The sequence below is a fragment of the Streptomyces sp. NPDC093600 genome (assembly GCF_044764755.1).
Lineage (GTDB): Bacteria > Actinomycetota > Actinomycetes > Streptomycetales > Streptomycetaceae > Streptomyces.
In genome coordinates, this window is the sequence record NZ_JBIWIU010000007.1 from 191737 (window position 1) to 213288 (window position 21552).

The following is a 21552-nucleotide window of genomic DNA, read 5'->3' on the forward strand; positions in this document are numbered from 1 at the left end:
CGGTGACTTCCTCGCAGCAGACCCCCGAACCGTACGGCGAAGGCAATGGCGACGGGCACGGTGACGGCCATGGCGGCCATATGGCGCACGGCCATACGCACAGCCATGGGCCCGCCGCGCCTGTCTCCCTGCATCTGCGCAAGGTCATCGCCGCGGTCCTGATCCCGTTCGCCACCGCCGTCCTGGTCGGGCTCGCGGTCCTGTGGCCCGGCGGCGCCCCGGCGCACGAGCGCACCGGCGTCGGCTTCGACCGGCAGACCGAGCAGGGCAAGGTCGTCTCGGTCGAGTACGTCGACTGCAAGGACGTGAACGCCGCTCAGGTGCCGCCGACCGGTGACACGACCACGCCTCAGGGGCGTGAGGCGGTCAACGCCCAGCAGGGGGAGTGCGCCAAGGCGACGATCGAGGTCACCACGGGCGGCGACAAGGGCCGCACCTTCGTCGAGATCGTGCAGCCGGACGCTCCGCGGCAACTGAGCGAGGGACAGGGCGTGGTGGTGGCGTACGCCCCCGACGCCCCGCGTGACCTGCAGTATTCGGTGACCGATGTGAACCGCAAGCTGCCGATGGTGCTGCTCGCCGGGATCTTCGCGCTCGCGGTCGTGCTCGTCGGCCGGTTGCGCGGGCTGATGGCCCTGATCGCGCTCTGTGTGAGCTTCCTGGTGCTGACCTTCTTCATCCTGCCGGCGATTCTGCAGGGCTCGAATCCGCTGGTCGTCGCGGTGGTCGGGTCTAGCGCGATCATGCTGATCGCGCTCTACATGTGCCACGGCCTTTCAGCCCGTACCTCGGTCGCGGTGCTCGGCACCCTGATCTCGCTGCTGCTGATCGGACTGCTGGGCTCGCTCTTCATCGGCTGGGCCTCGCTCACAGGCAACACCGACGACAACACCGGCCTGATCCACGGCCTCTATCCGGACATCGACATGTCCGGTCTGCTGCTCGCGGGCGTCATCATCGGTTCGCTCGGCGTGCTCGACGATGTGACGGTGACCCAGACCTCGGCGGTGTGGGAGCTGCACCAGGCGGATCCGCGCATGGGGCCGCGCGCGCTGTACCGGGCGGGAATCCGGATCGGCCGCGACCACATCGCCTCGGTGGTGAACACCCTGGTGCTCGCGTACGCGGGTGCGGCCCTGCCCCTGCTGCTGCTCTTCTCCATCGCTCAGAGCAGCGTGGGAACGGTGGCCAACAGCGAGCTCGTCGCGGAGGAGATCGTCCGGACGCTGGTGGGGTCGATCGGCCTCGTCGCGTCGGTGCCGGTCACCACCGCTCTCGCGGCGCTGGTGGTCTCCGCCGACCGGCCGGGGTCCGCGGAGAGCCGACCGGCCAAGGGTGGGCGACGCCGCCGGGCGAAGTGACCGGATGACCGCTGGTCAGCCGGTGTTCCACTGCGATCAGCCGGTGTTCTCGTTGCTCAGCCGGCGTTCTCCTCCGCCAGGATCCGGCCGAGCGCTGCCTCCAAATTGTCTTCGAAGTCGCCGAATGTCCGTTCCTGACCGAGCGGAACCATTTTGTCCGTTCGGTCGAGGAAGGTGACCAACGGAGGAGCGCTGACCCGGAACAGGGCGCGGTCGCTGCCCACCTGAAGGCGGATGGAGACGTCCGAGAGCGTCTCGGAACCGGTCGGCGCGATGTGCACATCGCCGTCCCCGCTGGGCCGGTTGATCCCGTCGAGCAGCAGCTCCCGCCCGAAGGCCCAGGTCACGGGCGCGTCCCCGGGAAGATGAAAGGTCATCCGCACCGCATAGGGATCCCGGGTCTCGTAGCGCAGTTCCACGGGGATTCTGAAGGAGAGCTCCTCGGAGACGAGGAAGCTCATCAGGACTTCGGCCTGAACCGACTCTCGCATCATGTACCCCGCAGTAGATGAAGCAGTTGCGTAACGACAGCTGCTGAAAGCTGTGATCCAAACGGCCGGGAATGATCCCCCATGCCCTCTTGACGCCATCGTGCTGGAAGCGCTAGCAGATCACAAGGAGTGATTTTTCAGATACTGATAGAGAAAGCGAGCGAACTGAAGAGCTTTCCGATCTCACTACGTAGTCGATCGACCGCGGGGAGCAACCGCTCTTCCTGGTGGAGGGGGAGAGAAATGGCCATGGCGGCCGCAGTGGAACCCGCCGTGATGGGAACGGCGGCACACACCGTGCCGAGCGCGTACTCCTGACGCTCCACCAGGGGCTCCATGCGCCCCATACCGCCCAAACGTTCCAAGAGGGCACGGCGGTTACGCACCGTGTACGGAGTGATGGCCTCCACCGGATGGCGGTCGAGGTGGTCTTGACGGCTCCTCAGATCCAGTTGACTGAGCAGACACTGACCGATCGCATGGGCGTGACCGGTCTCGCGGAAGTCGGCCCACTCGTCCACAGCGGGGGCGGAGGGGGTGTCGGCCACGGCGACGAGCTCGATCTCACCCTCGCGGTAGATCGCGAAGTAGACGGGGACGCCGATATCGTCGCGCCAGCGGGCGAGGGAGTCCTCGATCTTGGTGCGACGATTCTGCAGAACTCCGCCACCGGCCAGACGGCCGGCGGCGTCGCCGAAGACGAACACACCCTTCTCGCGGCGGAGATAGCCCTCGTGCGTCAGGGTGCGGAGCAGGTGGTACGCGGTGGGAAGCGGGAGCCCCGCCTCACGCGCGAGTTGTTTGGCGGGAGCGCCGTCCTCGTGGGAGCCCACGGCTTCCAGAAGTCTCAGCGCCCGCTGCACGGAGCCGATCAGGGTAGGGACAGCGGATTGCGAAGCCGTGGCCAAAGGTCACCCCCAGGCGTTTCGACGGGCGCCCTGCACCCGCCCGCGGGGGCCGCCCCCGCGCGCCCGCCGCGGCCTGGGATTCCGTGGGGTCCATGGGTGGACCCGCCCGGGACAGAAAAGAACTCGCTGGTCAAGGTGAGATCAGCGCACTGATTCCCCGGGGCGGCAGAGCTTTGCCACTCTAATGGCACCCTGTGGGCACCCACGCGGTTTCTGCCATGGGGTTCCCCCGCCCGGGCTAATGCCCGGAAACCGGTTCATACCAGTGAGTAGCCGGGGCTACCAGTCTTCGCGCGAGGCCGAGGACGACATGAACTTCCGCACCACGTAGACGAGCCCGGCGACCAGAGCCACGAAGACCAGCACCTTGAAGAGCAGACCGATCACAAAGGTCGCGACGCTGGTGATCAGACCGCCGAAGACGAACAGAGCGATGACGGGTATGGCCACCCACTTCACCCACCAGGGCATGCCCGCGAGAATCTGCCGTACCGCCATTGTCCTTACCCCATCTCCGAAGAGTCCGTTCCGCGCGCTCTGCGCCGAACGCTTTCGATGCTAGGGCCCGCGGGGGTGCTCGCGGGGGCCTCGCAGCCCTTGCTCCCCCCTGATCCACCCCCTAGGGGAGCCCGGCCTCTTCGGGACTTCGACTCCGGGACGGCTCAGCTCTCCGGTGGTGAGAAGACCACCATGACCCGGAGATCCTCGGTGATGTGGTGGAACTTGTGGGCCACCCCGGCCGGCACGTAGACCACACTGCCCCGGGCCACCTGCGTCGTCTCCGTCCCCACCGTGATCGAGGCCCGGCCGCTGACGACGAAGTACACCTCGTCCTGCCCGTGCGGCTGCTGCGGGTCGAGCGCGCCCGCGTCCAGCGCGTACAGACCGACCGACATGTTCCGCTCGCGCAGGAACTGAAGGTAGGCGCCCTCGTTGGCAGCGCGCTCCGCCTCCAGTTCGTCCAACCGGAATGCCTTCATCATCCGTCCGCCCCTGCACTTGGCCCGATCATGTCTGCCACGATCAGACACATGATGAATTTCGTAGTCAAGACGCTCGCCAACGCGGGTGCCCTGGCGGTGGCCATCTGGCTCCTGCAGGACATCACGCTCACCGGTGAGAGCACCGGCAAGAAGGCCCTGACGCTCATCCTCGTCGCCCTGGTTTTCGGGCTGGTGAACTTCTTGGTGAAGCCCGTCGTGAAGCTGCTCACGCTTCCCCTGTTCATCCTCACGCTCGGGCTGATCACCCTGGTGGTCAACGCCCTGATGCTGCTGCTGACGTCCTGGCTGGCCGACCAGCTCGACCTCAGCTTCCATGTCGAGGGATTCTGGACCGCCGTCCTCGGCGGCCTGATCATCTCTGTCGTCTCGTGGGCGCTCAACGTCGTGCTGCCCGACGGCGACTGAGTGCGAACGATGACGTGCCGCCCGCGAGCGGTGCGCGAGAGTGTGGAGGAACCGGCGGCATGAACACGGACGCACGGGACGAGGAACTCGGTGAGGGAACGCGGGCGGTCCGGGCGGGGCTGCCCGAAGCGGTCAAGTACGAACCGACTCTGCCGGGACCGGTCTTCGCCGCCCACTTCCATCTGCCGGGTGATCCCACCGGCCCCTACACCTACGGCCGGGACGAGAACCCCACCTGGACCCATCTGGAACGCGCCATCGGCGAACTGGAGGCCCCGGGGGAGCCGGACATAGAGACGCTGGTCTTCGCCTCCGGCATGGCGGCGATCTCCGCCGTCCTCTTCTCCCAGCTCAGGTCCGGCGACGCGGTCGTCGTACCGGACGACGGCTATCAGGCGCTGCCGCTCCTCCACGAGCAGCTGAGGGCGTACGGGATCGAGGTCCGCACAGCGCCGACCGGCGGCGACGCCCAGCTCTCCGTACTGGACGGGGCGCGGCTGCTGTGGATCGAGACGCCCTCCAATCCGGGGCTCGATGTCTGCGACATCCGCCGCCTGGTGCGAGCGGCGCACCAGGCGGGAGCGCTGGTCGCCGTCGACAACACCCTGGCGACGCCGCTCGGGCAGCGCCCGTTGGAGCTGGGCGCTGACTTCTCCGTCGCCAGCGACACCAAGGGCATGACCGGGCACGGGGACATCCTGCTCGGCCATGTCAGCTGCCGCGATCCCCGGCGGGCCGCGGAGGTACGGCGCTGGCGGAAGGTCGTCGGGGCGATCCCCGGTCCCATGGAGGCCTGGCTCGCCCACCGTTCGCTGGCCACGCTCCAGCTGCGCGTCGACCGGCAGTGTTCCTCGGCGCTCTCCCTCGCGCGGACGCTGCGCACGCGCGGGGAGGTCACCGGGCTGCGCTATCCCGGGCTTCCCGACGACCCGTCGCACACGGTGGCGGCCTCGCAGATGCGGCGCTTCGGTCCCGTGGTGTCGTTCGTCCTGCCGGACCGGGAGTGGGCGGAGCGTTTCCTCGACGGACTCCGTCTCGTGGACGACGCCACCAGCTTCGGCGGTGTGCGCTCGACCGCGGAGCGGCGCGGCCGGTGGGGCGGCGACGCCGTCCCGGAGGGCTTCATCCGCTTCTCCGTCGGCGCCGAGGATCCCGAGGACCTGATCGCGGATGTGCTCCGCGCCCTCGACCTGGCCGAGCAGGCCGCCGACTGACACCTCGTCCATGGAACGGGGCGCTCCGAGCCTCCCCCCTCATGGCTCGGAACGCTCCGGTTCCACGCGCGGAGATACCGCTTTCCCAAGGCTAGTTGACTCTGCGTCAGTGTCCAATCACGTTAGCGACAGAGACCTATCGACTTATTTATAGTTGGACGGTCTTGAGGCGCATCAGCCGACGCCTGAGTCGAACGGCCGCACGGCCGGGAGGGGGCGGGCATGGACTTGGCCCTGCTGCGCACGTTCGTCACGGTGCACCGGGCCGGCTCCTTCACCCGCGCGGCGGCGCTTCTCGGGCTCTCTCAGCCGGCCGTCACCAGCCAGATCCGCACCCTGGAGCGGCAGCTGGGCCGCCCCCTCTTCCTCAGACAGGCCCGTGGGGTCACCCCCACCACCATCGGGGACGAGCTCGCCCACCGCGCCGCCCCTCATCTGGACGCCCTGGTGGAGATCGCCGCGAGCGACCTGGGCGAGGAGAACGGCGTCCGCACCCTCCATCTCGCCGGGCCCCCGGAGTTCATCTCAGCGCGTGCCCTGCCGGCCCTCACGCCTCTGGTCTCCCAGGGCCTCGCCGTCCGGGCCTCCTTTCTCGGCAGCGCCGAGGAGGTACTCGACGGGCTCGCCGCCGGGCATCACGATCTGGCCATCGCCACCGCTCGTCCGCGGGGCGGTCTGTTCACCTCCACGCCGCTCTGCGACGAGGAGCACGTCCTGGTCGCCGCCCCGCACTGGGCCGCCCGGCTGGACTCCGAGACGCTGCTGCGCAAGGGAGCGGTGGTCCTGGAGCAGCTGCCGGTGGTGGAAGTGCACGAGTCGCTGCCGTTCGTCTCCCGCTATTGGGCCGCCGTCTTCGAGACCAAGCCGACGGCCACCGGCACCGTCATCGCGCCCGACCTGCGGGCCGTCCTGGAGTCCGCGGCCTCCGGCGCCGGCCTCGCGGTGCTGCCCCGGTACCTGTGCGAGGACGCCCTGGAGCAGGGTCGGCTGGTGGCGCTGCTCGATCCACCGGTGCCCCCTCTGCGGACGTACTTCCTGATCGTGCGCACCGGCACCCTCGCGCTGCCCCCGATCGCGCGGGCGCACGAGTGGCTGCTGAGAGCTGCCGGGGACTGGTGAGTTTCAGGACACCTGTGGCGGGCCATTTTCTTCCCATGACCGAACGTCCAGTGGTCAAGCGCACCGCACGCGCCATCCTGCTCGATGGAAACGACCTCATCCTCATCAAGCGCACGAAGCCGGGGATGGATCCCTACTGGCTCACGCCCGGGGGCGGGGTCGAACCTTCGGACAGCACCGTCGTCGAGGCCCTCCACCGTGAGGTGCACGAGGAACTTGGCGCCAAGATCACCGATGTGGTCCCCTGCTTCGTCGACACCGTCGAGCACATCGTCGACGGCGGCGTCTCCGGCGTGAAGGTCCAGCACTTCTTCGTCTGTCGGCTGGAATCGATGGACACCTCCCTGCGCCACGGCCCCGAGGTCGAGGAGCCGTCCGGCGAGTACGAGATCGTCCGGGTGCCGTTCAGCCGGGTCGGAATCGCCGCCGTCCACCTCGTCCCGCTGTCTCTCCGGCATTACCTGGACGGCAACATCGAGGGCGTCCGCGCGATGCACGCGCCTGACCTGGGCTGACCCAGGCCACGACTTAAGCGCCGCCGATCGCCACCAGGTCCTCGAGGGAGTCGTGGCGGATTCGCTCGGCGGGAATGCCGGCGCCCCGGAGGGCGTCCACCCCGCTGCGGATCATGCCGAGCGGTCCTGAGAGATAGGCGTCGTACTCGTGCCAGGGGCCGTATCGGCGCACGGCGTCCGGCAGGCGCCCCTGGTCGTCGGTGACCGGCCGCACGGACAGCCAGGGAAAGGTCTGCTGGAGCCGCATCATCGTGTCGATGTCATAGAGGTCGTGGTCGCTGCGCGCTCCGTAGAACACCTCGACGGGGCGGCGGTCCCCGTGCTCGGCGACGTCCTCCACCAGCGCCTTGATGGGCGCGATCCCGGTCCCTCCGCCCAGGCACAGCATGCCGTTGTCCGTGGAGTGGTCGACGGTCATGGACCCCGACGGCGGCCCGAGCCGCAGCACGTCACCTGGGCGCGCGCGGTGGACCAGCGCCTGCGACACCCACCCGGCCGGAACCGCCTTGACGTGCAGCGAGAGAAGACCGTCCCGCCTGGGCGCCGAGGCGAAGGAGAAGTGCCGCCACACACACGGCCACCAGGGCGTCTCCAGCGTCGTGTACTGACCGGCGAGGAAGGGGTACGGCTGGTCGGGCCGCAAGGTGATCACCGCGACGTCCGGAGTCCGCAGGTCGTGTGAGACGACCTCGGCGTGCCACCAGGCCGGCGCATGCTGCTCGTCCTCGGCTGCCGCACCGATCATGATCTGCGAGATCGTGGCGTACGTACGGACCCACGCGGATTCGGTCTCCTCGTCCCACGTCGTGGTGGCGTACCGGATGAGCGCCCCGATGAGGGCTTCACCGACCGCCGGGTAATGGGAGGGGTGAGTGCCGTACTTGCGATGCCCGCGCCCCAGGTTCTGGAGGTATGACGTGAGCACGGAGGTGTTGTCCATGTGCTCGGCGGCCGTCAGCAGTGCTCTGAGGAGGCGGTCGCGCTGGGTGTCCATCGCCACGGGGAACATCGAGCGCAGTTCGGGCCGGCGGATGAAGAGCAGCGCGTAGAAGTACGAGGTCACCCTGTCGGCGACAGGTGCGATCTCCGCCAGGGTGCGGCGGACGAGAAGGGCATCGGGCGAGGGCCCCGAAGGTATTCGGGGCGGCGCGTCGTCCGCAGCAGCCTTCTCAGCGGCCGACGTGGTGGTCGGAGCGTTCATCGTGTGCCTCGCCCTCGCGCAACCGGCTGTTGTCGCCGCAGCATGGCAGTGTCGACCACCGGTTCGGACAGAGAGTGGAGTTCTCGGGCATTCGCACACGGATTCCGGTTAAGCTGCGCTTTTTCGTACCAGTTCGTACGCCTCGCGCAGATCGGCTCCCGTGTAGCTGTGGCGGGAGAGCCCGGCCAGATGACGGTCCGCGTTCACTGCCACGGTCTCCGGAACCGCCGCGAAGAGCGCCGCGTCGGACATCGAATCGCCATAGGCGACGCACTCCTCGAAGCTCACGCCGAACTCCGCGCACAACTCCCGCGCGATGCTCACCTTCGCCGCCGCGTTGAGAATCCCCGGGCGATGGATCGGCGCGGTGAACGGAACCGACGGCCAGCGGGACCCATGGGCGGCATCAGCCCCCCAGTCCAGCAGGCGCTCGACGAAGAAGTCCGGCGAGAGCGAGATGACGGCGCAGCGCCCTCCGTGGGCCCGGATGTCGGCCCAGACCTCTCGGATGCCGGCCAGCCAGGGCGCCCCCTCGAAAGCGGCGGTGACGTGCTCCGTCGTGAGTTCGGACCACAGCTCACGGGCCTGGACCGCGAACTCGTCGGGTGTCAGCCCCCGCAACAGGAAACCCGCCTCCAGCGCGGCGATCTCGTCGGCCAGTCCGAGCTGGCGCGAGATCTCCACGGCAGCGGCCGACCCACGGATCAGAGTGCCGTCGAGGTCGAAGAGGTGAAGCCTGCGTCCACTGCCCGAAGGAGTCGTCATGTGCGCCGAGATTAGTACGCACGGTCACTCCCTCCGCCAGGCCCGAACGCGGGCAGGTCGAGGCACGGTGTTTCACGTGAAACATCTGCAGCGTCCGCTCGACGGAGGGCGGCGTCACCTGCCCGTATCGGCCAGTTCCCCTAAAGGGGTGGACGGATGATCAGTGCGTCCGACAGCCTGATCGCCATGCCGACATCGCTCACCCCGCTCGACCAGCTCCCCATCCGACGTCTCACCCCCGGTGACCTCCTTGCGTGCGCCGACCTCTCGGAAGACCGGGGATGGCCGCGCGAGGAGCACAAGTGGAGTCTGCTGCTCACCGCGGGGACCGGTTACGGCATCGACGACCCCGGCGGCAAGGGACTGGTCGCGGTGTCCGTCGTGACGTCGTACGGCCCGGAGCTTGCGGCCATCGGGATGGTTCTTGTCGCCGAGCGGCACGCCCGCCGAGGCATTGGGCGCCGACTGATGCGGCATGTCATGGCCGAGACGGGCGACACGCCGCTCACGCTCCATGCCACTCCGAACGGACAGCCGCTCTACGAAGAGCTGGGTTTCACCGTCACCGGCCGCGCGGAGATGGTCCGAGGCCACTTCACGCCCGTGGAACCGGCTCCTGGCATTCCGACTCGTCCGGCCACCGCGGAGGATCTCCAGGCCATTCTGCGCTTGGACGCCGAGATCTTCGGGCTCGACCGCACGCATATGATCACGCGCCTTCCGGCCTTCGCCGATCACCTCCGCGTCGCCGAGGAGGACGGGCGGATCATCGGCTTCGCCACGGCCTGGCCGAATATGGAGACCCATGTCATCGGGCCTCTGATCGCTCGGGACTCCGCGACCGCCCAGTCCCTCATCGCCTCTCTGGCCGCCGTCACGGACCGTCCGCTCCGTACGGACATCGACGTTCGGCACGAGTCCCTCCTGCGCTGGGTGAAGGCGAACGGTCTCGCCCCGATCACCTTCAACGCGGTCATGACGCGGTCCCTGCCCCACCTTCCGGGCGACTGGAGCCGCAGGTTCGCCCCCTTGACCTTGGCGGCTGGATAGCGGCCAGGTAATTGCATACGCGGGTATTGCGCTCATCGTCTACTCTGGGAGAAGCCGCTCCGGGACCGAGGAGAGACCATGACCGCGACCGACCCCGCACTCACCGCCCTCTCCCAGGGCTGGTGCGCCCTCTCCCTGCTGCACGGCAGGATCGAGTCGCACATCGAGCGGGAGCTGGAGGCCAAGCACGGCCTGAGCATGCGCGAGTACTCGCTCCTCGACGTGCTCAGCCGCCAGCACAGCGGCCCCGGGGGCCATCTCCAGATGAAGCAGGTCGCGGACGCCGTCGTACTCAGCCAGAGCGCCACCACGCGGCTGGTGACCCGGCTGGAGGACCGAGGCCTGCTGACCCGGTATCTCTGCGCCACCGACCGCCGCGGCATCTACACCGATGTCACCGAAGCCGGCCTGAAGCTCCTTGAGGAGGCCCGGCCCACCAACGACCGCGCCCTGCGGGAAGCGCTCGACCAGGCTGCGGAGAATCCGGAGCTGGCTCCCCTGGTCCGGGTCGTCGAAGGGCTGCGCGTTCCCGCCTGACCGGCCTGCCCCGGGCGTAGCCTGCCCTCCATGAGCGATCTTGAGATACGGCCCGCCACGGCCGAAGACCTTCCCGACATCGTCGCGATGCTCGCCGACGATCCCCTGGGCGCCCAGCGGGAGTCCCCGAGCGACCTCACTCCGTACACCGCCGCCTTCGAGCGGCTGGCCCGCGACCCGAACCAGCACCTGATCGTGGCCGTGAGCAGCGGACGAATTGTCGGCACGCTCCAGCTCACGGTCATCCCCGGGCTCTCCCGCCGCGGGGCGACCAGGTCGATCATCGAGGGTGTCCGCATCCACTCGGAGGAGCGCGGCAGCGGGCTCGGATCCCAGCTCATCGAGTGGGCCGTCGAAGAATCCCGGCGCCAGGGCTGCCAACTGGTCCAGCTGACCTCGGACGCCACACGTACGGACGCCCACCGGTTCTACGAGCGGCTCGGCTTCGAAGCCTCCCATCTGGGTTTCAAGATGAGCCTCTGAGTCCTGGAACGGCACAGGATGCCGAGGCGAGCCCTCGGCATCCTGTTTCACGTGAAACATCGAGGCTGTGGCATGACCTCAGAGGCCCCGCCAACCCGCCTCGTCCACACCACCCGGGACCGCGTCGCCCTGCTCGTACGGCTCCCGCGTGAAGACGAAGGACGCCAGATCGAGATGGCTCACCGAGCCGTCCGCCCGCCGTACCGCCCGCAGGGTCTCCCCCGCGTAATAGCCGTCCAGCCCGATCCATCCGCCGTCCGGCAGCGAACGGAAGGTCGCTCGCCGCCCCACCCCGCGCAGTGGCTCCAGAACCACGTTCCGCTCCGGGGCCAGCCGCAGCGTGTACGCGTATGTTCCCCAGTACCAGGGACCGGTCAGCTCCAGCAGCTCCCGGTCGACCTCGGCCTCGGGAAGCGGCCGCCAGGGCTCGGGGAACCTCGGCTCGGCCTCCGCCACGATCCGTACGAGATCGGCGGCGACCACCGCGGTCAGCGGCCCTGAGGTGGCGTTGGCGAGCGCGACCGCCGCCACATCGTCGTCCACACTCGCCCAGAGACAGGCGACGAAGCCGGGCAGCGATCCGGTGTGACCGATCAGGGTCCGGCCGTCCTTGCGAAGCAGCTGCACGCCGAGACCGTAACCGCCTTCCCATTCCTCGGCGCCGGGCGGCGCCGCCGGTGCACGCATCTCCGCGACCGAGGCCGCGCTCAGGACCCGGTCATCCCCGTGAGCGAGGAACACCGCGAAGCGACAGAGGTCTTCCGCCGTCGACCAGAGCTGTCCGGCAGGTGCCATCACGCCCAGGTCCTCGGCCGGCTCCGGGAGCATCACATCGGCCCACGGGTGCACCGCCCAGCCGCCGGCATGGGGAGCGACCGGCTGGGTGCTCGTCCGGGTCAGCCCCAGCGGCCGCAGGATCTCCGTACGCAGCGCCTCTTCCCAGGACACGCCCCGGACCGCCTCGATCAGCGCACCCAGCAGCGTGTAGCCGGGGTTGGAGTAGTGATGGCGCCGCCCCACGGGATGAAGGAGCGGTTCGTCGCCGAGGACGTCGGCCAGTTCCGGCCGCACCGTCCCGGGCGTGCGCTCCCACCACGGCGCGGGAGTCTCCGCACCGAGACCCGCACTGTGTCCGAGGAGTTGGGCGATGGTCACAGTGCCGACACCGTCGACCAGGTCGGTGTGGACCAGGTGCTTGTCGAGGGGATCGTTCAGATCCACGAGCCCCTCGTCCCGCAGCCGCATCACCAGGACGGCAGTGAAGATCTTGGTGAGCGAGCCGATCCGGTACTGCGTGTCGGCGTCCGGGGCATGGCCGTCGACGCAACTGCGCGATCCGCTCCAGACCATGCCCCCACCCCTGGCCACCGCGCCGACGAAGGAGGGGGAGCGGCCCTCCGCCTGAGCGACGGCCACACGGTGCGACAGGGCCCGCTCGGTGCTGGGAAGCAAAGCTTCGAAAGATGACGTCATGAGGAGATCAAACGCCGCCGGCTCCCGTCGGTCGACCCCATTCCCTCCGGCACGGCTGGGTCCGCGCCGCTGCTGAAGCCTTTGAGGGCGTCAGCCGACAGCCGGACGGCGATCGGCCCAGGGGTGTGCGAGCTCGAGAGTGCGGGACACCTGGAGCAGGAGGTCTTCCCGCCATGGCGCGGCGACGAGCTGGACGCCGACGGGCAGGCCGGTGGCCTCGTCGTGGTGGAGGGGAACGGAGATCGCCGGTTGGCCGGTCACGTTGAACAGAGACGTGAAGACGGCCAGTGGGTAGCTCTTGAGCAGTGGCGTCAGGGGATCGTCGTCGATGCCGGTTCGCCAGAAGCCGACGGGTGGAGGCAGGCACGCCATCGTGGGCGTGACGAGAAGATCGAAGCTGGTGACGAAGGCCTCCACGATGCGCCGCGACAGGCGTTCGGTCCTCTTCACGGCCTCTGCGTAGGCCCAGGAGTCGATCGCTCGCGCCGCTTCACGCAAGGCCCGGTTATGCGGCTCGACGCGATCAGGGTGCGCGAGCGGCACTCCGGCGCCCCCGACGTTCCAGATGGTCGTGAACGCCGCGATCAACTCGTCGGTCGGGGGCAGCGGGAGGGGAGCGTCGACGATGTGGTGGCCGGCCGATTCAAGGGTCCGGAGGGTCATGTCGACCGCCGCCACGCACGCCGGGTCGACGCTGATCCCGTCGACGGGAGGAGCGAGGAGCACACCGATCCGCAGACCGTTCGGCGAGACCGTCGTCATCGTGTCGGCGAAGGACCGCCGCGGGGCCGGGGGCGACCACCACGCGGCAGGATCATGCCGGGCGAGCACGTCCAGGGCGGCCGCGGTATCGGCCACCGAGCGGGTGAGGACGCCGTTGGTCGCCAGACCCTCGCTGTCGACGGTCGCGTTGGTGACCAGGCCGCGGGTGGGCTTGAGTCCGACGAGGCCGGTGCAGGACGCCGGGACGCGGATCGATCCTCCCCCGTCGGCGGCATGGGCTATGGGCGCCATCCCGGCGGCGACGGCGACGCCCGCGCCGCTCGACGAACCGCCCGGGGTGCGGCCCGGGTCCCACGGGTTGCGGGAGATGCCCAGCGCCTCGCTCTCGGTGAAGGACACGGTGCCGAATTCGGAGGTAGTGGTCTTCCCGAGCAGTACGAACCCCGCGTCCACGAACCGTCGCACCACCGGGTCCGACGTTGCGGCCGGCTCCCGGCCGGCGCCGGCCGACCCGTGGGTCGTGGGCCAACCGGCCACATCCAGGAAGTCCTTGATGGGTAGCGGGACACCGTGGAACGGCGGGAGGTCCTCGGTCGAGGAGGCCTTCACCACCGCGTCGGCTGCCGCGGACGCGGCTTTGCGGACATCGTGGTCGGCCCGGTGGCAGAAGGCGTTGAGCCCGGGGTCGAGCTCGTCCATCCGTTCCAGGTAGCTGTCGGCCACCTCGACGGGGCTGACCTCCTTACGGCGGATGGCATCGGCGAGTTCGACGGCCGGCATGAACGGATCGATCGGATGGCGCATCAGGAAGTGTCCTCTCCGGTGCGGTTGCTGGGCCGTCAGTTTTGTCGCCCTCCGGGGGACGCGTCTTGGACAAATGTCGCGACGGCGGCACTGGCACCGGCGGTGACTCGTAGCCTGAAGCCATGCGAAAAGCCGAGTGGACGCGTGCCGCAGCGGCGAGATGGGACATCACCACCCCGTCGCGGCCCGGTCGGCTTCCGGGGGTCGGCATGGCCGGATTCCGGGACCGGAGCACAGACCTCCTCGACCTTCAGGTGGTCCCGTACCCGGCCGTCACGGTGGTCGTCGACTTCGGCGACGGGCTGCTCCTCGACGAGGCCAGTCGCCGGCAGCAGCGGGGCAGCGCCGTTCTCGGCCTCGCGCCCGGCAGTGTTCGCGTGCGCGGCCGGGATATCGAGTGCCTGCAGATACGGCTCTCACCGGTCGTCGCACACGCGGTGCTGGGTGCCTCCCTGGAGACGGGTGGGACGGTGGTCGCACTCGACGTCCTCTGGGGCCGCGATGCCATGCGAACCCAGGAGCGACTACGCGACGCCACGTCGTGGGAGGACCGGTTCGCGATCGCGGAAGCCGCGCTCGCTCGAAGGCAGGAGGCAAGCCGGGCGGTCGATCCCGAAGTCGGCTACGCCTGGCAGCAGATGGTGATCAGCCGGGGTCAGACCCGGGTCGAGCCGCTGGCCACCGAGATCGGCTGGAGCCGCAAGCGCCTGTGGGCCCGGTTCCGGTCCCAGATCGGCCTCACCCCCAAGCGCGCAGCGCAGCTGATCCGCTTCGACCATGCCGCCCACCGCCTCGCCGCGGGTCACAACGCTGCCCTGGTGGCGGCGGAGAGCGGCTACGTCGACCAGTCCCACCTCCATCGGGAGGCCATGGCCTTCGCCGGGGTGACACCCACGGCCGTCGCGGCCGCGCCCTGGCTCGCGGTCGACGACGTGGCATGGGCCGCCTCCGATCAAGCGCGGTGGGCGAGCTCGGCGAGGGTCCCGGGGGCCTCGGGGGCATAGTCCCCGGCCTCGGCGGAGAAGTCGTCCGCCATGACCGGGCCGCGCTCAGCTACCGGCAAGCCCAGACCGCGCACCGATGAGTTTCCCGCGACACGCTGGTCTATACGCCGGACACCCACGGACGGAAGGCTGGGCCATGCGGAAACTGATCTACGGCATGAACCTGACCCTGGACGGATACATCGCCGCAGCCGGCGACGACATCGGCTGGAGCGGACCGCCGAGCCCCGAGCTGTTCCAGTTCTGGCTCGACCACGAGCAGGCGAGTGGCCTGTCGCTGTATGGGCGCAAGCTATGGGAGACGATGAGCTCCTACTGGCCGACCGGCGACCAGCAGCCCGACGCCACCCCGGCGGAGATCGAGTTCGCGCGGAACTGGCGGGACACGCCGAAGGTGGTGTTCTCCTCGACGATCCACAAGGTCGACTGGAACACCCGACTGGTCACCGGCGACGCGATCGCCGAGATCACCAGGCTCAAGGCCGAGGACGGCGGCCCCATGAACATCGGCGGCGCGACGCTCGCCGGGGCGGCCATGCGCGCCGGGCTGATCGACGAGTACGTGATCGCCACCCATCCGGTCCTTGTGGGCGGCGGAACGCCGTACTTCACCGCGCTGAACAGCTGGGTGAACCTCGACCTGGTGGAGACGCGGACGTTCCCCGGCGGCGTGGTCCTGACCAGGTACGAGACGAGGCGCTGAGCAGCTTCCCGCTGTCTCACGGCCTGGGTGGGTATTTCCCACCTGCACGGAAAAGATCAGGTCTGTGCCATGTCCACGAAGCGGGAGTAGTGGCCCTGAAAGGCGACGGTGATCGTCGCCGTCGGGCCGTTACGGTGCTTGCCGACGATGATGTCCGCCTCGCCGGCGCGCGGCGACTCCTTCTCGTACGCGTCCTCGCGGTGCAGCAGGATCACCATGTCCGCGTCCTGCTCGATGGAGCCGGACTCACGGAGGTCCGAGACCATCGGCTTCTTGTCCGTGCGCTGCTCGGGGCCACGGTTCAGCTGCGAGAGCGCGATCACCGGCAGCTCCAGCTCCTTGGCCAGCAGCTTGAGGTTTCGCGACATGTCGGAGACTTCCTGCTGACGGCTCTCCGCCCGCTTGGAGCCACCCGACTGCATCAGCTGCAGATAGTCGATGACGACGAGCTTGAGCCCGGCGCGCTGCTTGAGCCGGCGGCACTTGGCGCGGATCTCCATCATCGACAGGTTCGGGGAGTCGTCGATGTACAGCGGGGCCTGCGAGACGTCCGGCATCCGTCGGGCCAGCCGGGTCCAGTCCTCGTCGGTCATGGTGCCGGAGCGCATGTGGTGCAGCGCGACACGGGCCTCCGCCGAGAGCAAACGCATCGCGATCTCGTTGCGCCCCATTTCGAGGGAGAAGATCACGCTGGGCAGGTTGTGCTTGATGGAACAGGCCCGGGCAAAATCGAGGGCGAGCGTCGACTTACCCATGGCCGGGCGGGCCGCGATGATGATCATCTGGCCGGGGTGCAGCCCGTTGGTGAGCTGGTCGAGGTCGGTGAATCCGGTGGGGACACCCGTCATCTCACCGCTGCGGGAGCCGATCGCCTCGATCTCGTCGAGCGCGCCCTCCATGATGTCGCCGAGCGGCAGATAGTCCTCGGTGGTGCGCTGCTCGGTGACGGCGTAGATCTCGGCCTGGGCCGAGTTCACGATCTCGTCGACATCGCCGTCGGCGGCGTATCCCATCTGGGTGATCTTGGTGCCGGCCTCGACCAGGCGCCGCAGCACGGCCCGCTCATGGACGATCTCGGCGTAGTACGCGGCGTTCGCCGCGGTCGGCACCGACTGCACGAGGGTGTGCAGGTACGAGGCACCGCCCACGCGAGTGATCTCGCCGCGCTTGGTGAGCTCGGCGCCGACGGTGATCGGGTCGGCCGGCTCGCCCTTGGCGTACAGGTCGAGGATCGCGGCGTACACCGTCTCGTGGGCCGGCTTGTAGAAGTCATGGCCCTTGATGATCTCCACGACATCCGCGATGGCGTCCTTGGACAGGAGCATGCCGCCGAGGACGGACTGCTCCGCGTCGAGGTCCTGCGGGGGAACCCGCTCGAAGCCCGAGAGGCCGCTGTCCCAGGGACCGCTGTCGCTGCCACGGTCATGCTGGTCCTCACGGCCACGCCCGCGGCCGCGCCCCTCGCCGCGAGGGCGGGCGACGGGCAACCGGTCACTGGGTCCGGTGTCGGCCCAGGGGTCGTCCAAGGGCTCGGGAATAGTCACCAAGCCACCTCCTCCCGTCCGCTCCGCGGACCTCACCGTGCCACTCTGTCTTACGCCACGGCTCGGACAAACAAGAGGCTTTGACTCCGCTTCTGGCGCGTCGTGCGCCGGTCCACGGTAGGCCCGACGGCAGCGTCAGCCAATCTGGTTATCCACAGGGCCTGTGGGCGAACGACGAGATGCTGTGGAGAACTCGCCGGAACCTGTGCACGGACCGGGGGACAGTCATGTGGACAAACTCATAGCCACCCCCGAGACACGGCTCTGACCTGGCCTTTTTCCATCCACGGGCTGTGGGGGAGAAAAACTTTTCCCAGCCGTCCAAGATCAGAACAAACGGCGCACACCCGAAGCCCTGAACCCTACAGAGGTAAGGACTCCGACGGCATTGCGTCTCTTACCTGTGGAAGATTAGATTGGAGCCCATGACCCAGGCCCCCTCGACGACCAAGGCCGCCCGACGACGGCACGACCGAGAGATCATCTCGCTCGCCCTCCCGGCCTTCGGCGCCCTCGTCGCCGAGCCGCTCTTCCTCATGGTCGACAGCGCCATCGTCGGCCACCTCGGCACCCCCCAGCTCGCCGGTCTCGCCATCGCGGCGGCCCTGCTGTCCACAGCCGTGAGCGTCTTCGTCTTCCTCGCCTACGCCACCACGGCAGCCGTCGCCCGCCGGGTCGGGGCCGGTGATCTCCCGGCGGCGATCCGCCAGGGCATGGACGGCATCTGGCTCGCACTCCTGCTGGGCGCCGCCGTCGTCGCCGTCGCGCTCCCCACCGCTCCGTGGCTGGTCGACCTCTTCGGGGCCTCCGACACCGCCTCTCCCTACGCGGTCACCTATCTCCGCGTCTCCAGCCTCGGCATCCCGGCGATGCTGGTCGTCCTGGCCGCCACCGGAGTCCTGCGAGGACTCCAGGACACCCGCACTCCGCTGTACGTCGCCATCGCCGGCTTCGCTGCCAACGCCCTGCTGAACGTAGGACTGGTCTACGGCGCCGGCATGGGCATCGCCGGATCCGCCTGGGGCACCGTGATCGCGCAGTGCGGCATGGCCGCCGCCTACCTCGTCGTGGTCGTCCGGGGCGCCCGACGCCACGGCGCCTCCCTGCGCCCGGACGCGGCGGGCATCCGCTCCAGCGCCCAGGCGGGCGTCCCCCTTCTCGTCCGTACGCTCTCCCTGCGCGCGGTACTGATGATCGCCACCGTCGTCGCGGCCCGGCTCGGCGACGCCGATGTGGCCGCCCATCAGATCATCCTGTCCCTGTGGAGCCTGATGGCCTTCGCGCTCGACGCCATCGCCATCGCCGGTCAGGCCATCATCGGCCGCTATCTGGGCGCCGAGGACCCCGAGGGCGCCCGCCAGGTCTGCCGCCGGATGGCCCAGTGGGGTGTCGTCTCCGGCCTGGTCCTCGGCGCGCTCATCGTGGTCTCCCGCCCCCTGTTCATCCCGCTCTTCACCAGTGACACCACCGTCCAGGACACCCTGCTGCCGGCCTTGCTGGTCGTCGCGCTCTCCCAGCCGATCTCCGGAGTGGTGTTCGTTCTCGACGGCGTTCTGATGGGCGCCGGCGACGGCCCGTACCTCGCCTGGGCCATGCTGCTGACCCTCGCGGTGTTCGCCCCGGTCGCGCTTCTCGTCCCCGTCCTCGGCGGCGGACTGACCGCACTCTGGTGCGCGATGACGCTGATGATGACCGTCCGGCTGCTGACGCTCTGGCTGCGCTCCCGATCCGGCCGCTGGATCGTCACAGGCGCCACCCGCTGACCAGAGCGCCACCCCGCGCAAAGCGCGATGTTTCACGTGAAACGCGATGTTTCACGTGAAACGCGATGTTTCACGTGAAACGGCAGAAGGGCCGCACCCAGGGGTGCGGCCCTTCCGTACTGCTGAGAGCAGCGTTACGCGGCGACGACCTCGACGCCGAGCTTCGCGGCAACCTCGGGGTGCAGACGCACGGACACCTGGTGCGAGCCCAGGGTCTTGATCGGCGAGCCGAGCTCGACGCGACGCTTGTCGACGTCGGGGCCACCCGCGGACTTGATCGCCGAGGCGATGTCGGCCGGGGTCACGGAGCCGAAGAGGCGGCCGGCGTCGCCGGAGCGAACGGCCAGACGCACCTTCACGCCCTCGAGCTGGGCCTTGATCTCGTTGGCCTGCTCGATGGTCGCGATCTCGTGGATCTTGCGGGCGCGGCGGATCTGCGCCACGTCCTTCTCGCCACCCTTGGTCCAGCGGATCGCGAAACCACGCGGGACCAGGTAGTTGCGAGCGTAACCGTCCTTGACGTCGACGACATCGCCGGCGGCACCGAGGCCAGAGACCTCGTGGGTGAGGATGATCTTCATTTTTCGGTCACCCTTCCCTTATCGCGCGGTGGACGTGTAGGGCAGCAGCGCCATCTCACGGCTGTTCTTGACGGCCGTGGCGACGTCACGCTGGTGCTGCGTGCAGTTGCCGGTCACGCGGCGGGCACGGATCTTGCCGCGGTCGGAAATGAACTTCCGCAGCATGTTCGTGTCCTTGTAGTCCACGTACGCGGTCTTGTCCTTGCAGAACGCGCAGACCTTCTTCTTAGGCTTGCGCACAGGCGGCTTCGCCATGGTGTTTCTCCTGTGTGATCAAGAAGTGGGGGTACGAGCTGCCCTAGAAGGGAGGCTCGTCCGAGTAGCCGCCGCCGCTGGAGTTTCCACCCCAGCCGCCTCCGCCGCCCTGCTGCTGGCCGCCGGCCGGCGCGCTGGTCGCCCACGGGTCGCCGGCGGGAGCACCGCCACCCTGCTGGGCGCCACCGGAGCTTCCGCCCCAGTCGCCGCCGCCCTGCGGCTGTCCCCCGCCGTAGCCACCCTGGCCACCACGACCGGTGGTCTTGGTGACCTTGGCCGTGGCGTTCTTGAGGCTGGGGCCGACTTCCTCGACGTCCAGCTCGTAGACCGTGCGCTTGACGCCCTCACGGTCCTCATAGGACCGCTGCTTCAGCCGGCCCTGCACGACGACGCGCATGCCTCGCTGAAGCGACTCGGCGACGTTCTCCGCCGCCTGACGCCAGACCGAGCAGGTGAGGAAGAGGCTCTCGCCGTCCTTCCACTCGTTGGTCTGACGGTCGAAGGTGCGGGGAGTGGACGCGATACGGAACTTCGCGACCGCCGCACCGGACGGGGTGAAGCGCAGCTCGGGGTCGTCGACAAGATTGCCGACGACCGTGATGACGGTCTCGCCTGCCATGGGTGAACCTCTCGGCGGGATTGCTTCTGGCTGCTTACTGCTACTCGGACCCGATGACCTCTGAGCTAGAAGCTCAGTGGATCTCGGGACGGAGGACCTTGGTCCGGAGGACCGACTCGTTCAGGTTCATCTGTCGGTCGAGCTCCTTGACGACCGCAGGCTCGGCCTGCAGGTCGATGACCGAGTAGATGCCCTCGGGCTTCTTCTTGATCTCGTAGGCGAGACGACGACGGCCCCAGGTGTCGACCTTCTCGACCTTTCCGTTGCCCTCACGGACGACGGAGAGGAAGTTCTCGATCAGCGGGGAGACAGCGCGCTCCTCGAGATCGGGGTCGAGGATGACCATCACCTCGTAGTGACGCATGTGGAACCCACCTCCTTTGGACTCAGCGGCCACGGTCGTTCCGTGGCAGGAGGGTCGTGATGCGTGAGCGACGGTATCGGCCACCACTGACAATCCCCCTCAGCGAGTGAGGAGTGCTGTCGGGACCCGGACGGGCCTGGGCAGACACCGGCGCAGACCGTACAGAGTACCCGCACACCGGCTTCCGGTTGAAATCCGGTGACGGGGGGACGCAATCTGTACACAACGGATGTCGGCGGCGCCACGGATGCGCCGCCTTCCGGCAGCCACGCCAGGAGGTGCCCCATGGCACAGGCAATGCGACCCGACCCCGGACATTCCCTTCTCGCCACCGACGGCAAGCCGCACCCGCTCCAGGACACCCTGGTCGGGGTGACGCTCGTCCTGGGCGCACTGGCCTTCGTCACCGCGATGTTCCATGACCTGCACCTGATCAGCTCCTGGGCAGGACTGATCGGGATCATCACGGGCGCGTACGGACAGTTCATCTCCGTCACGACGAGGGAACGCTTCGCGCTGATCGTCGGGCTCGGCGCCGCGGGCGTGGGCTTCTTCCTCGGCATGGCCCACGGCGGTCTCTTCGGCGGCGTCCTGGGCTGACCACCGGGCTGCCCACCAGGCGGACCACCACAACAATCGGGGTGCTCCCCGGCCGCAGTAGGCTTC

25 protein-coding genes are annotated in these 21552 nt (G+C 68.7%); 12 read left to right on the forward strand and 13 right to left on the reverse strand.

Annotated features, from left to right (window positions below):
- Positions 1-2 precede the first annotated feature (2 nt).
- Positions 3-1361, forward strand: coding sequence for a YibE/F family protein (locus tag ACIRB4_RS19225; RefSeq protein WP_403292671.1), 1359 nt, complete (start codon positions 3-5; stop codon positions 1359-1361).
- A gap of 56 nt (positions 1362-1417) precedes the next feature.
- Here the strand turns inward: ACIRB4_RS19225 and ACIRB4_RS19230 are convergent, their stop codons facing one another.
- The 4 genes from ACIRB4_RS19230 to ACIRB4_RS19245 all read right to left on the reverse strand — a co-directional run bounded on the left by ACIRB4_RS19230 (position 1418) and on the right by ACIRB4_RS19245 (position 3740).
- A complete protein-coding gene (locus ACIRB4_RS19230; RefSeq protein ID WP_403292948.1) occupies positions 1418-1852 on the reverse strand; it encodes an SsgA family sporulation/cell division regulator in 435 nt (144 codons plus the stop codon).
- A gap of 137 nt (positions 1853-1989) precedes the next feature.
- Positions 1990-2760: an IclR family transcriptional regulator gene (locus tag ACIRB4_RS19235; RefSeq protein ID WP_403292672.1), complete on the reverse strand. Its 771-nt coding sequence runs from the start codon at positions 2758-2760 to the stop codon at positions 1990-1992.
- Positions 2761-3039: 279 nt separating this feature from the next.
- The gene (locus ACIRB4_RS19240; protein ID WP_403292673.1) at positions 3040-3258 is read right to left on the reverse strand and encodes a DUF5326 family protein; all 219 of its coding nucleotides are present in this window, start codon (positions 3256-3258) and stop codon (positions 3040-3042) included.
- A 164-nt stretch (positions 3259-3422) separates the two neighbouring features.
- A complete protein-coding gene (locus ACIRB4_RS19245; RefSeq protein ID WP_403292950.1) occupies positions 3423-3740 on the reverse strand; it encodes a cupin domain-containing protein in 318 nt (105 codons plus the stop codon).
- 51 nt (positions 3741-3791) lie between these two features.
- Here ACIRB4_RS19245 and ACIRB4_RS19250 point away from each other — a divergent pair, with 51 nt between their 5' ends.
- The 4 genes from ACIRB4_RS19250 to ACIRB4_RS19265 all read left to right on the forward strand — a co-directional run bounded on the left by ACIRB4_RS19250 (position 3792) and on the right by ACIRB4_RS19265 (position 7017).
- Positions 3792-4169 carry a phage holin family protein gene (locus tag ACIRB4_RS19250; RefSeq protein ID WP_403292675.1) on the forward strand — a complete coding sequence of 126 codons (378 nt, stop codon included), beginning with the start codon at positions 3792-3794 and terminating at the stop codon, positions 4167-4169.
- Between the two features lie 59 nt (positions 4170-4228).
- Entirely contained in the window at positions 4229-5383 is a 1155-nt protein-coding gene (locus ACIRB4_RS19255) for a cystathionine gamma-lyase (protein ID WP_403292677.1), read from the forward strand.
- A gap of 222 nt (positions 5384-5605) precedes the next feature.
- Positions 5606-6502 (forward strand): LysR family transcriptional regulator, encoded by an 897-nt coding sequence (locus tag ACIRB4_RS19260; protein WP_403292679.1) that lies wholly within the window; start codon positions 5606-5608, stop codon positions 6500-6502.
- 35 nt (positions 6503-6537) lie between these two features.
- Entirely contained in the window at positions 6538-7017 is a 480-nt protein-coding gene (locus ACIRB4_RS19265; protein WP_403292680.1) for an NUDIX domain-containing protein, read from the forward strand.
- Positions 7018-7030: 13 nt separating this feature from the next.
- Here the strand turns inward: ACIRB4_RS19265 and ACIRB4_RS19270 are convergent, their stop codons facing one another.
- Both ACIRB4_RS19270 and ACIRB4_RS19275 read right to left on the reverse strand, forming a co-directional pair.
- On the reverse strand, positions 7031-8218 hold the full coding sequence (locus ACIRB4_RS19270) for a globin domain-containing protein (RefSeq protein WP_403292682.1): 1188 nt from the start codon (positions 8216-8218) through the stop codon (positions 7031-7033).
- Between the two features lie 108 nt (positions 8219-8326).
- The gene (locus tag ACIRB4_RS19275; protein ID WP_403292684.1) at positions 8327-8983 is read right to left on the reverse strand and encodes an HAD family hydrolase; all 657 of its coding nucleotides are present in this window, start codon (positions 8981-8983) and stop codon (positions 8327-8329) included.
- 156 nt (positions 8984-9139) lie between these two features.
- On the opposite strand from ACIRB4_RS19275, the gene ACIRB4_RS19280 reads away from it, so the two are divergent.
- The 3 genes from ACIRB4_RS19280 (at position 9140) to ACIRB4_RS19290 (ending at position 11053) form a co-directional block, all read left to right on the forward strand.
- Complete coding sequence (locus tag ACIRB4_RS19280) at positions 9140-10033, forward strand: GNAT family N-acetyltransferase (RefSeq protein ID WP_403292686.1); 894 nt, start codon at positions 9140-9142, stop codon at positions 10031-10033.
- 78 nt (positions 10034-10111) lie between these two features.
- A complete protein-coding gene (locus ACIRB4_RS19285; RefSeq protein WP_356887320.1) occupies positions 10112-10570 on the forward strand; it encodes a MarR family transcriptional regulator in 459 nt (152 codons plus the stop codon).
- A 30-nt stretch (positions 10571-10600) separates the two neighbouring features.
- Positions 10601-11053, forward strand: coding sequence for a GNAT family N-acetyltransferase (locus tag ACIRB4_RS19290; protein ID WP_403292687.1), 453 nt, complete (start codon positions 10601-10603; stop codon positions 11051-11053).
- A 78-nt stretch (positions 11054-11131) separates the two neighbouring features.
- Here the strand turns inward: ACIRB4_RS19290 and ACIRB4_RS19295 are convergent, their stop codons facing one another.
- Positions 11132-12526, reverse strand: a complete 1395-nt coding sequence (locus ACIRB4_RS19295; RefSeq protein WP_403292689.1) for a serine hydrolase domain-containing protein — start codon at positions 12524-12526, stop codon at positions 11132-11134.
- 90 nt (positions 12527-12616) lie between these two features.
- Positions 12617-14053 carry an amidase gene (locus tag ACIRB4_RS19300; RefSeq protein WP_403292691.1) on the reverse strand — a complete coding sequence of 479 codons (1437 nt, stop codon included), beginning with the start codon at positions 14051-14053 and terminating at the stop codon, positions 12617-12619.
- 122 nt (positions 14054-14175) lie between these two features.
- Here ACIRB4_RS19300 and ACIRB4_RS19305 point away from each other — a divergent pair, with 122 nt between their 5' ends.
- Both ACIRB4_RS19305 and ACIRB4_RS19310 read left to right on the forward strand, forming a co-directional pair.
- Positions 14176-15057 carry a helix-turn-helix domain-containing protein gene (locus ACIRB4_RS19305; protein ID WP_403292693.1) on the forward strand — a complete coding sequence of 294 codons (882 nt, stop codon included), beginning with the start codon at positions 14176-14178 and terminating at the stop codon, positions 15055-15057.
- A gap of 136 nt (positions 15058-15193) precedes the next feature.
- On the forward strand, positions 15194-15760 hold the full coding sequence (locus ACIRB4_RS19310) for a dihydrofolate reductase family protein (protein WP_403292695.1): 567 nt from the start codon (positions 15194-15196) through the stop codon (positions 15758-15760).
- A gap of 56 nt (positions 15761-15816) precedes the next feature.
- Here ACIRB4_RS19310 and dnaB read toward each other — a convergent pair whose 3' ends face one another.
- A complete protein-coding gene (dnaB, locus tag ACIRB4_RS19315) occupies positions 15817-17304 on the reverse strand; it encodes a replicative DNA helicase (RefSeq protein ID WP_403292698.1) in 1488 nt (495 codons plus the stop codon).
- Positions 17305-17729: 425 nt separating this feature from the next.
- Here dnaB and ACIRB4_RS19320 point away from each other — a divergent pair, with 425 nt between their 5' ends.
- Positions 17730-19067, forward strand: a complete 1338-nt coding sequence (locus tag ACIRB4_RS19320; protein ID WP_403292700.1) for an MATE family efflux transporter — start codon at positions 17730-17732, stop codon at positions 19065-19067.
- Positions 19068-19201: 134 nt separating this feature from the next.
- Here the strand turns inward: ACIRB4_RS19320 and rplI are convergent, their stop codons facing one another.
- The 4 genes from rplI to rpsF all read right to left on the reverse strand — a co-directional run bounded on the left by rplI (position 19202) and on the right by rpsF (position 20886).
- Entirely contained in the window at positions 19202-19648 is a 447-nt protein-coding gene (gene rplI / locus ACIRB4_RS19325; RefSeq protein ID WP_137994544.1) for a 50S ribosomal protein L9, read from the reverse strand.
- Positions 19649-19666: 18 nt separating this feature from the next.
- Positions 19667-19903: a 30S ribosomal protein S18 gene (rpsR, locus tag ACIRB4_RS19330; RefSeq protein ID WP_005315025.1), complete on the reverse strand. Its 237-nt coding sequence runs from the start codon at positions 19901-19903 to the stop codon at positions 19667-19669.
- A 43-nt stretch (positions 19904-19946) separates the two neighbouring features.
- A complete protein-coding gene (locus ACIRB4_RS19335; RefSeq protein WP_403292703.1) occupies positions 19947-20522 on the reverse strand; it encodes a single-stranded DNA-binding protein in 576 nt (191 codons plus the stop codon).
- A gap of 73 nt (positions 20523-20595) precedes the next feature.
- A complete protein-coding gene (gene rpsF, locus ACIRB4_RS19340) occupies positions 20596-20886 on the reverse strand; it encodes a 30S ribosomal protein S6 (protein ID WP_015609864.1) in 291 nt (96 codons plus the stop codon).
- A gap of 285 nt (positions 20887-21171) precedes the next feature.
- Here rpsF and ACIRB4_RS19345 point away from each other — a divergent pair, with 285 nt between their 5' ends.
- A complete protein-coding gene (locus ACIRB4_RS19345) occupies positions 21172-21486 on the forward strand; it encodes a hypothetical protein (RefSeq protein WP_403292706.1) in 315 nt (104 codons plus the stop codon).
- Positions 21487-21552: the final 66 nt, after the last annotated feature.

Coding starts and splice junctions, on each gene's coding strand:
- rplI (WP_137994544.1), bottom strand. CDS start 19,648: ATGAAGATCATCCTCACCCACGAGGTCTCTGGCCTCGGTGCCGCCGGC.
- ACIRB4_RS19335 (WP_403292703.1), bottom strand. CDS start 20,522: ATGGCAGGCGAGACCGTCATCACGGTCGTCGGCAATCTTGTCGACGAC.
- ACIRB4_RS19250 (WP_403292675.1), top strand. CDS start 3,792: ATGATGAATTTCGTAGTCAAGACGCTCGCCAACGCGGGTGCCCTGGCG.
- ACIRB4_RS19240 (WP_403292673.1), bottom strand. CDS start 3,258: ATGGCGGTACGGCAGATTCTCGCGGGCATGCCCTGGTGGGTGAAGTGG.
- rpsR (WP_005315025.1), bottom strand. CDS start 19,903: ATGGCGAAGCCGCCTGTGCGCAAGCCTAAGAAGAAGGTCTGCGCGTTC.
- ACIRB4_RS19320 (WP_403292700.1), top strand. CDS start 17,730: ATGACCCAGGCCCCCTCGACGACCAAGGCCGCCCGACGACGGCACGAC.
- ACIRB4_RS19285 (WP_356887320.1), top strand. CDS start 10,112: ATGACCGCGACCGACCCCGCACTCACCGCCCTCTCCCAGGGCTGGTGC.
- ACIRB4_RS19275 (WP_403292684.1), bottom strand. CDS start 8,983: ATGACGACTCCTTCGGGCAGTGGACGCAGGCTTCACCTCTTCGACCTC.
- ACIRB4_RS19305 (WP_403292693.1), top strand. CDS start 14,176: ATGCGAAAAGCCGAGTGGACGCGTGCCGCAGCGGCGAGATGGGACATC.
- ACIRB4_RS19290 (WP_403292687.1), top strand. CDS start 10,601: ATGAGCGATCTTGAGATACGGCCCGCCACGGCCGAAGACCTTCCCGAC.
- ACIRB4_RS19245 (WP_403292950.1), bottom strand. CDS start 3,740: ATGAAGGCATTCCGGTTGGACGAACTGGAGGCGGAGCGCGCTGCCAAC.
- ACIRB4_RS19345 (WP_403292706.1), top strand. CDS start 21,172: ATGGCACAGGCAATGCGACCCGACCCCGGACATTCCCTTCTCGCCACC.
- ACIRB4_RS19295 (WP_403292689.1), bottom strand. CDS start 12,526: ATGACGTCATCTTTCGAAGCTTTGCTTCCCAGCACCGAGCGGGCCCTG.
- ACIRB4_RS19255 (WP_403292677.1), top strand. CDS start 4,229: ATGAACACGGACGCACGGGACGAGGAACTCGGTGAGGGAACGCGGGCG.
- ACIRB4_RS19300 (WP_403292691.1), bottom strand. CDS start 14,053: ATGCGCCATCCGATCGATCCGTTCATGCCGGCCGTCGAACTCGCCGAT.
- ACIRB4_RS19280 (WP_403292686.1), top strand. CDS start 9,140: ATGATCAGTGCGTCCGACAGCCTGATCGCCATGCCGACATCGCTCACC.
- ACIRB4_RS19310 (WP_403292695.1), top strand. CDS start 15,194: ATGCGGAAACTGATCTACGGCATGAACCTGACCCTGGACGGATACATC.
- ACIRB4_RS19230 (WP_403292948.1), bottom strand. CDS start 1,852: ATGCGAGAGTCGGTTCAGGCCGAAGTCCTGATGAGCTTCCTCGTCTCC.
- rpsF (WP_015609864.1), bottom strand. CDS start 20,886: ATGCGTCACTACGAGGTGATGGTCATCCTCGACCCCGATCTCGAGGAG.
- ACIRB4_RS19265 (WP_403292680.1), top strand. CDS start 6,538: ATGACCGAACGTCCAGTGGTCAAGCGCACCGCACGCGCCATCCTGCTC.
- ACIRB4_RS19270 (WP_403292682.1), bottom strand. CDS start 8,218: ATGAACGCTCCGACCACCACGTCGGCCGCTGAGAAGGCTGCTGCGGAC.
- ACIRB4_RS19260 (WP_403292679.1), top strand. CDS start 5,606: ATGGACTTGGCCCTGCTGCGCACGTTCGTCACGGTGCACCGGGCCGGC.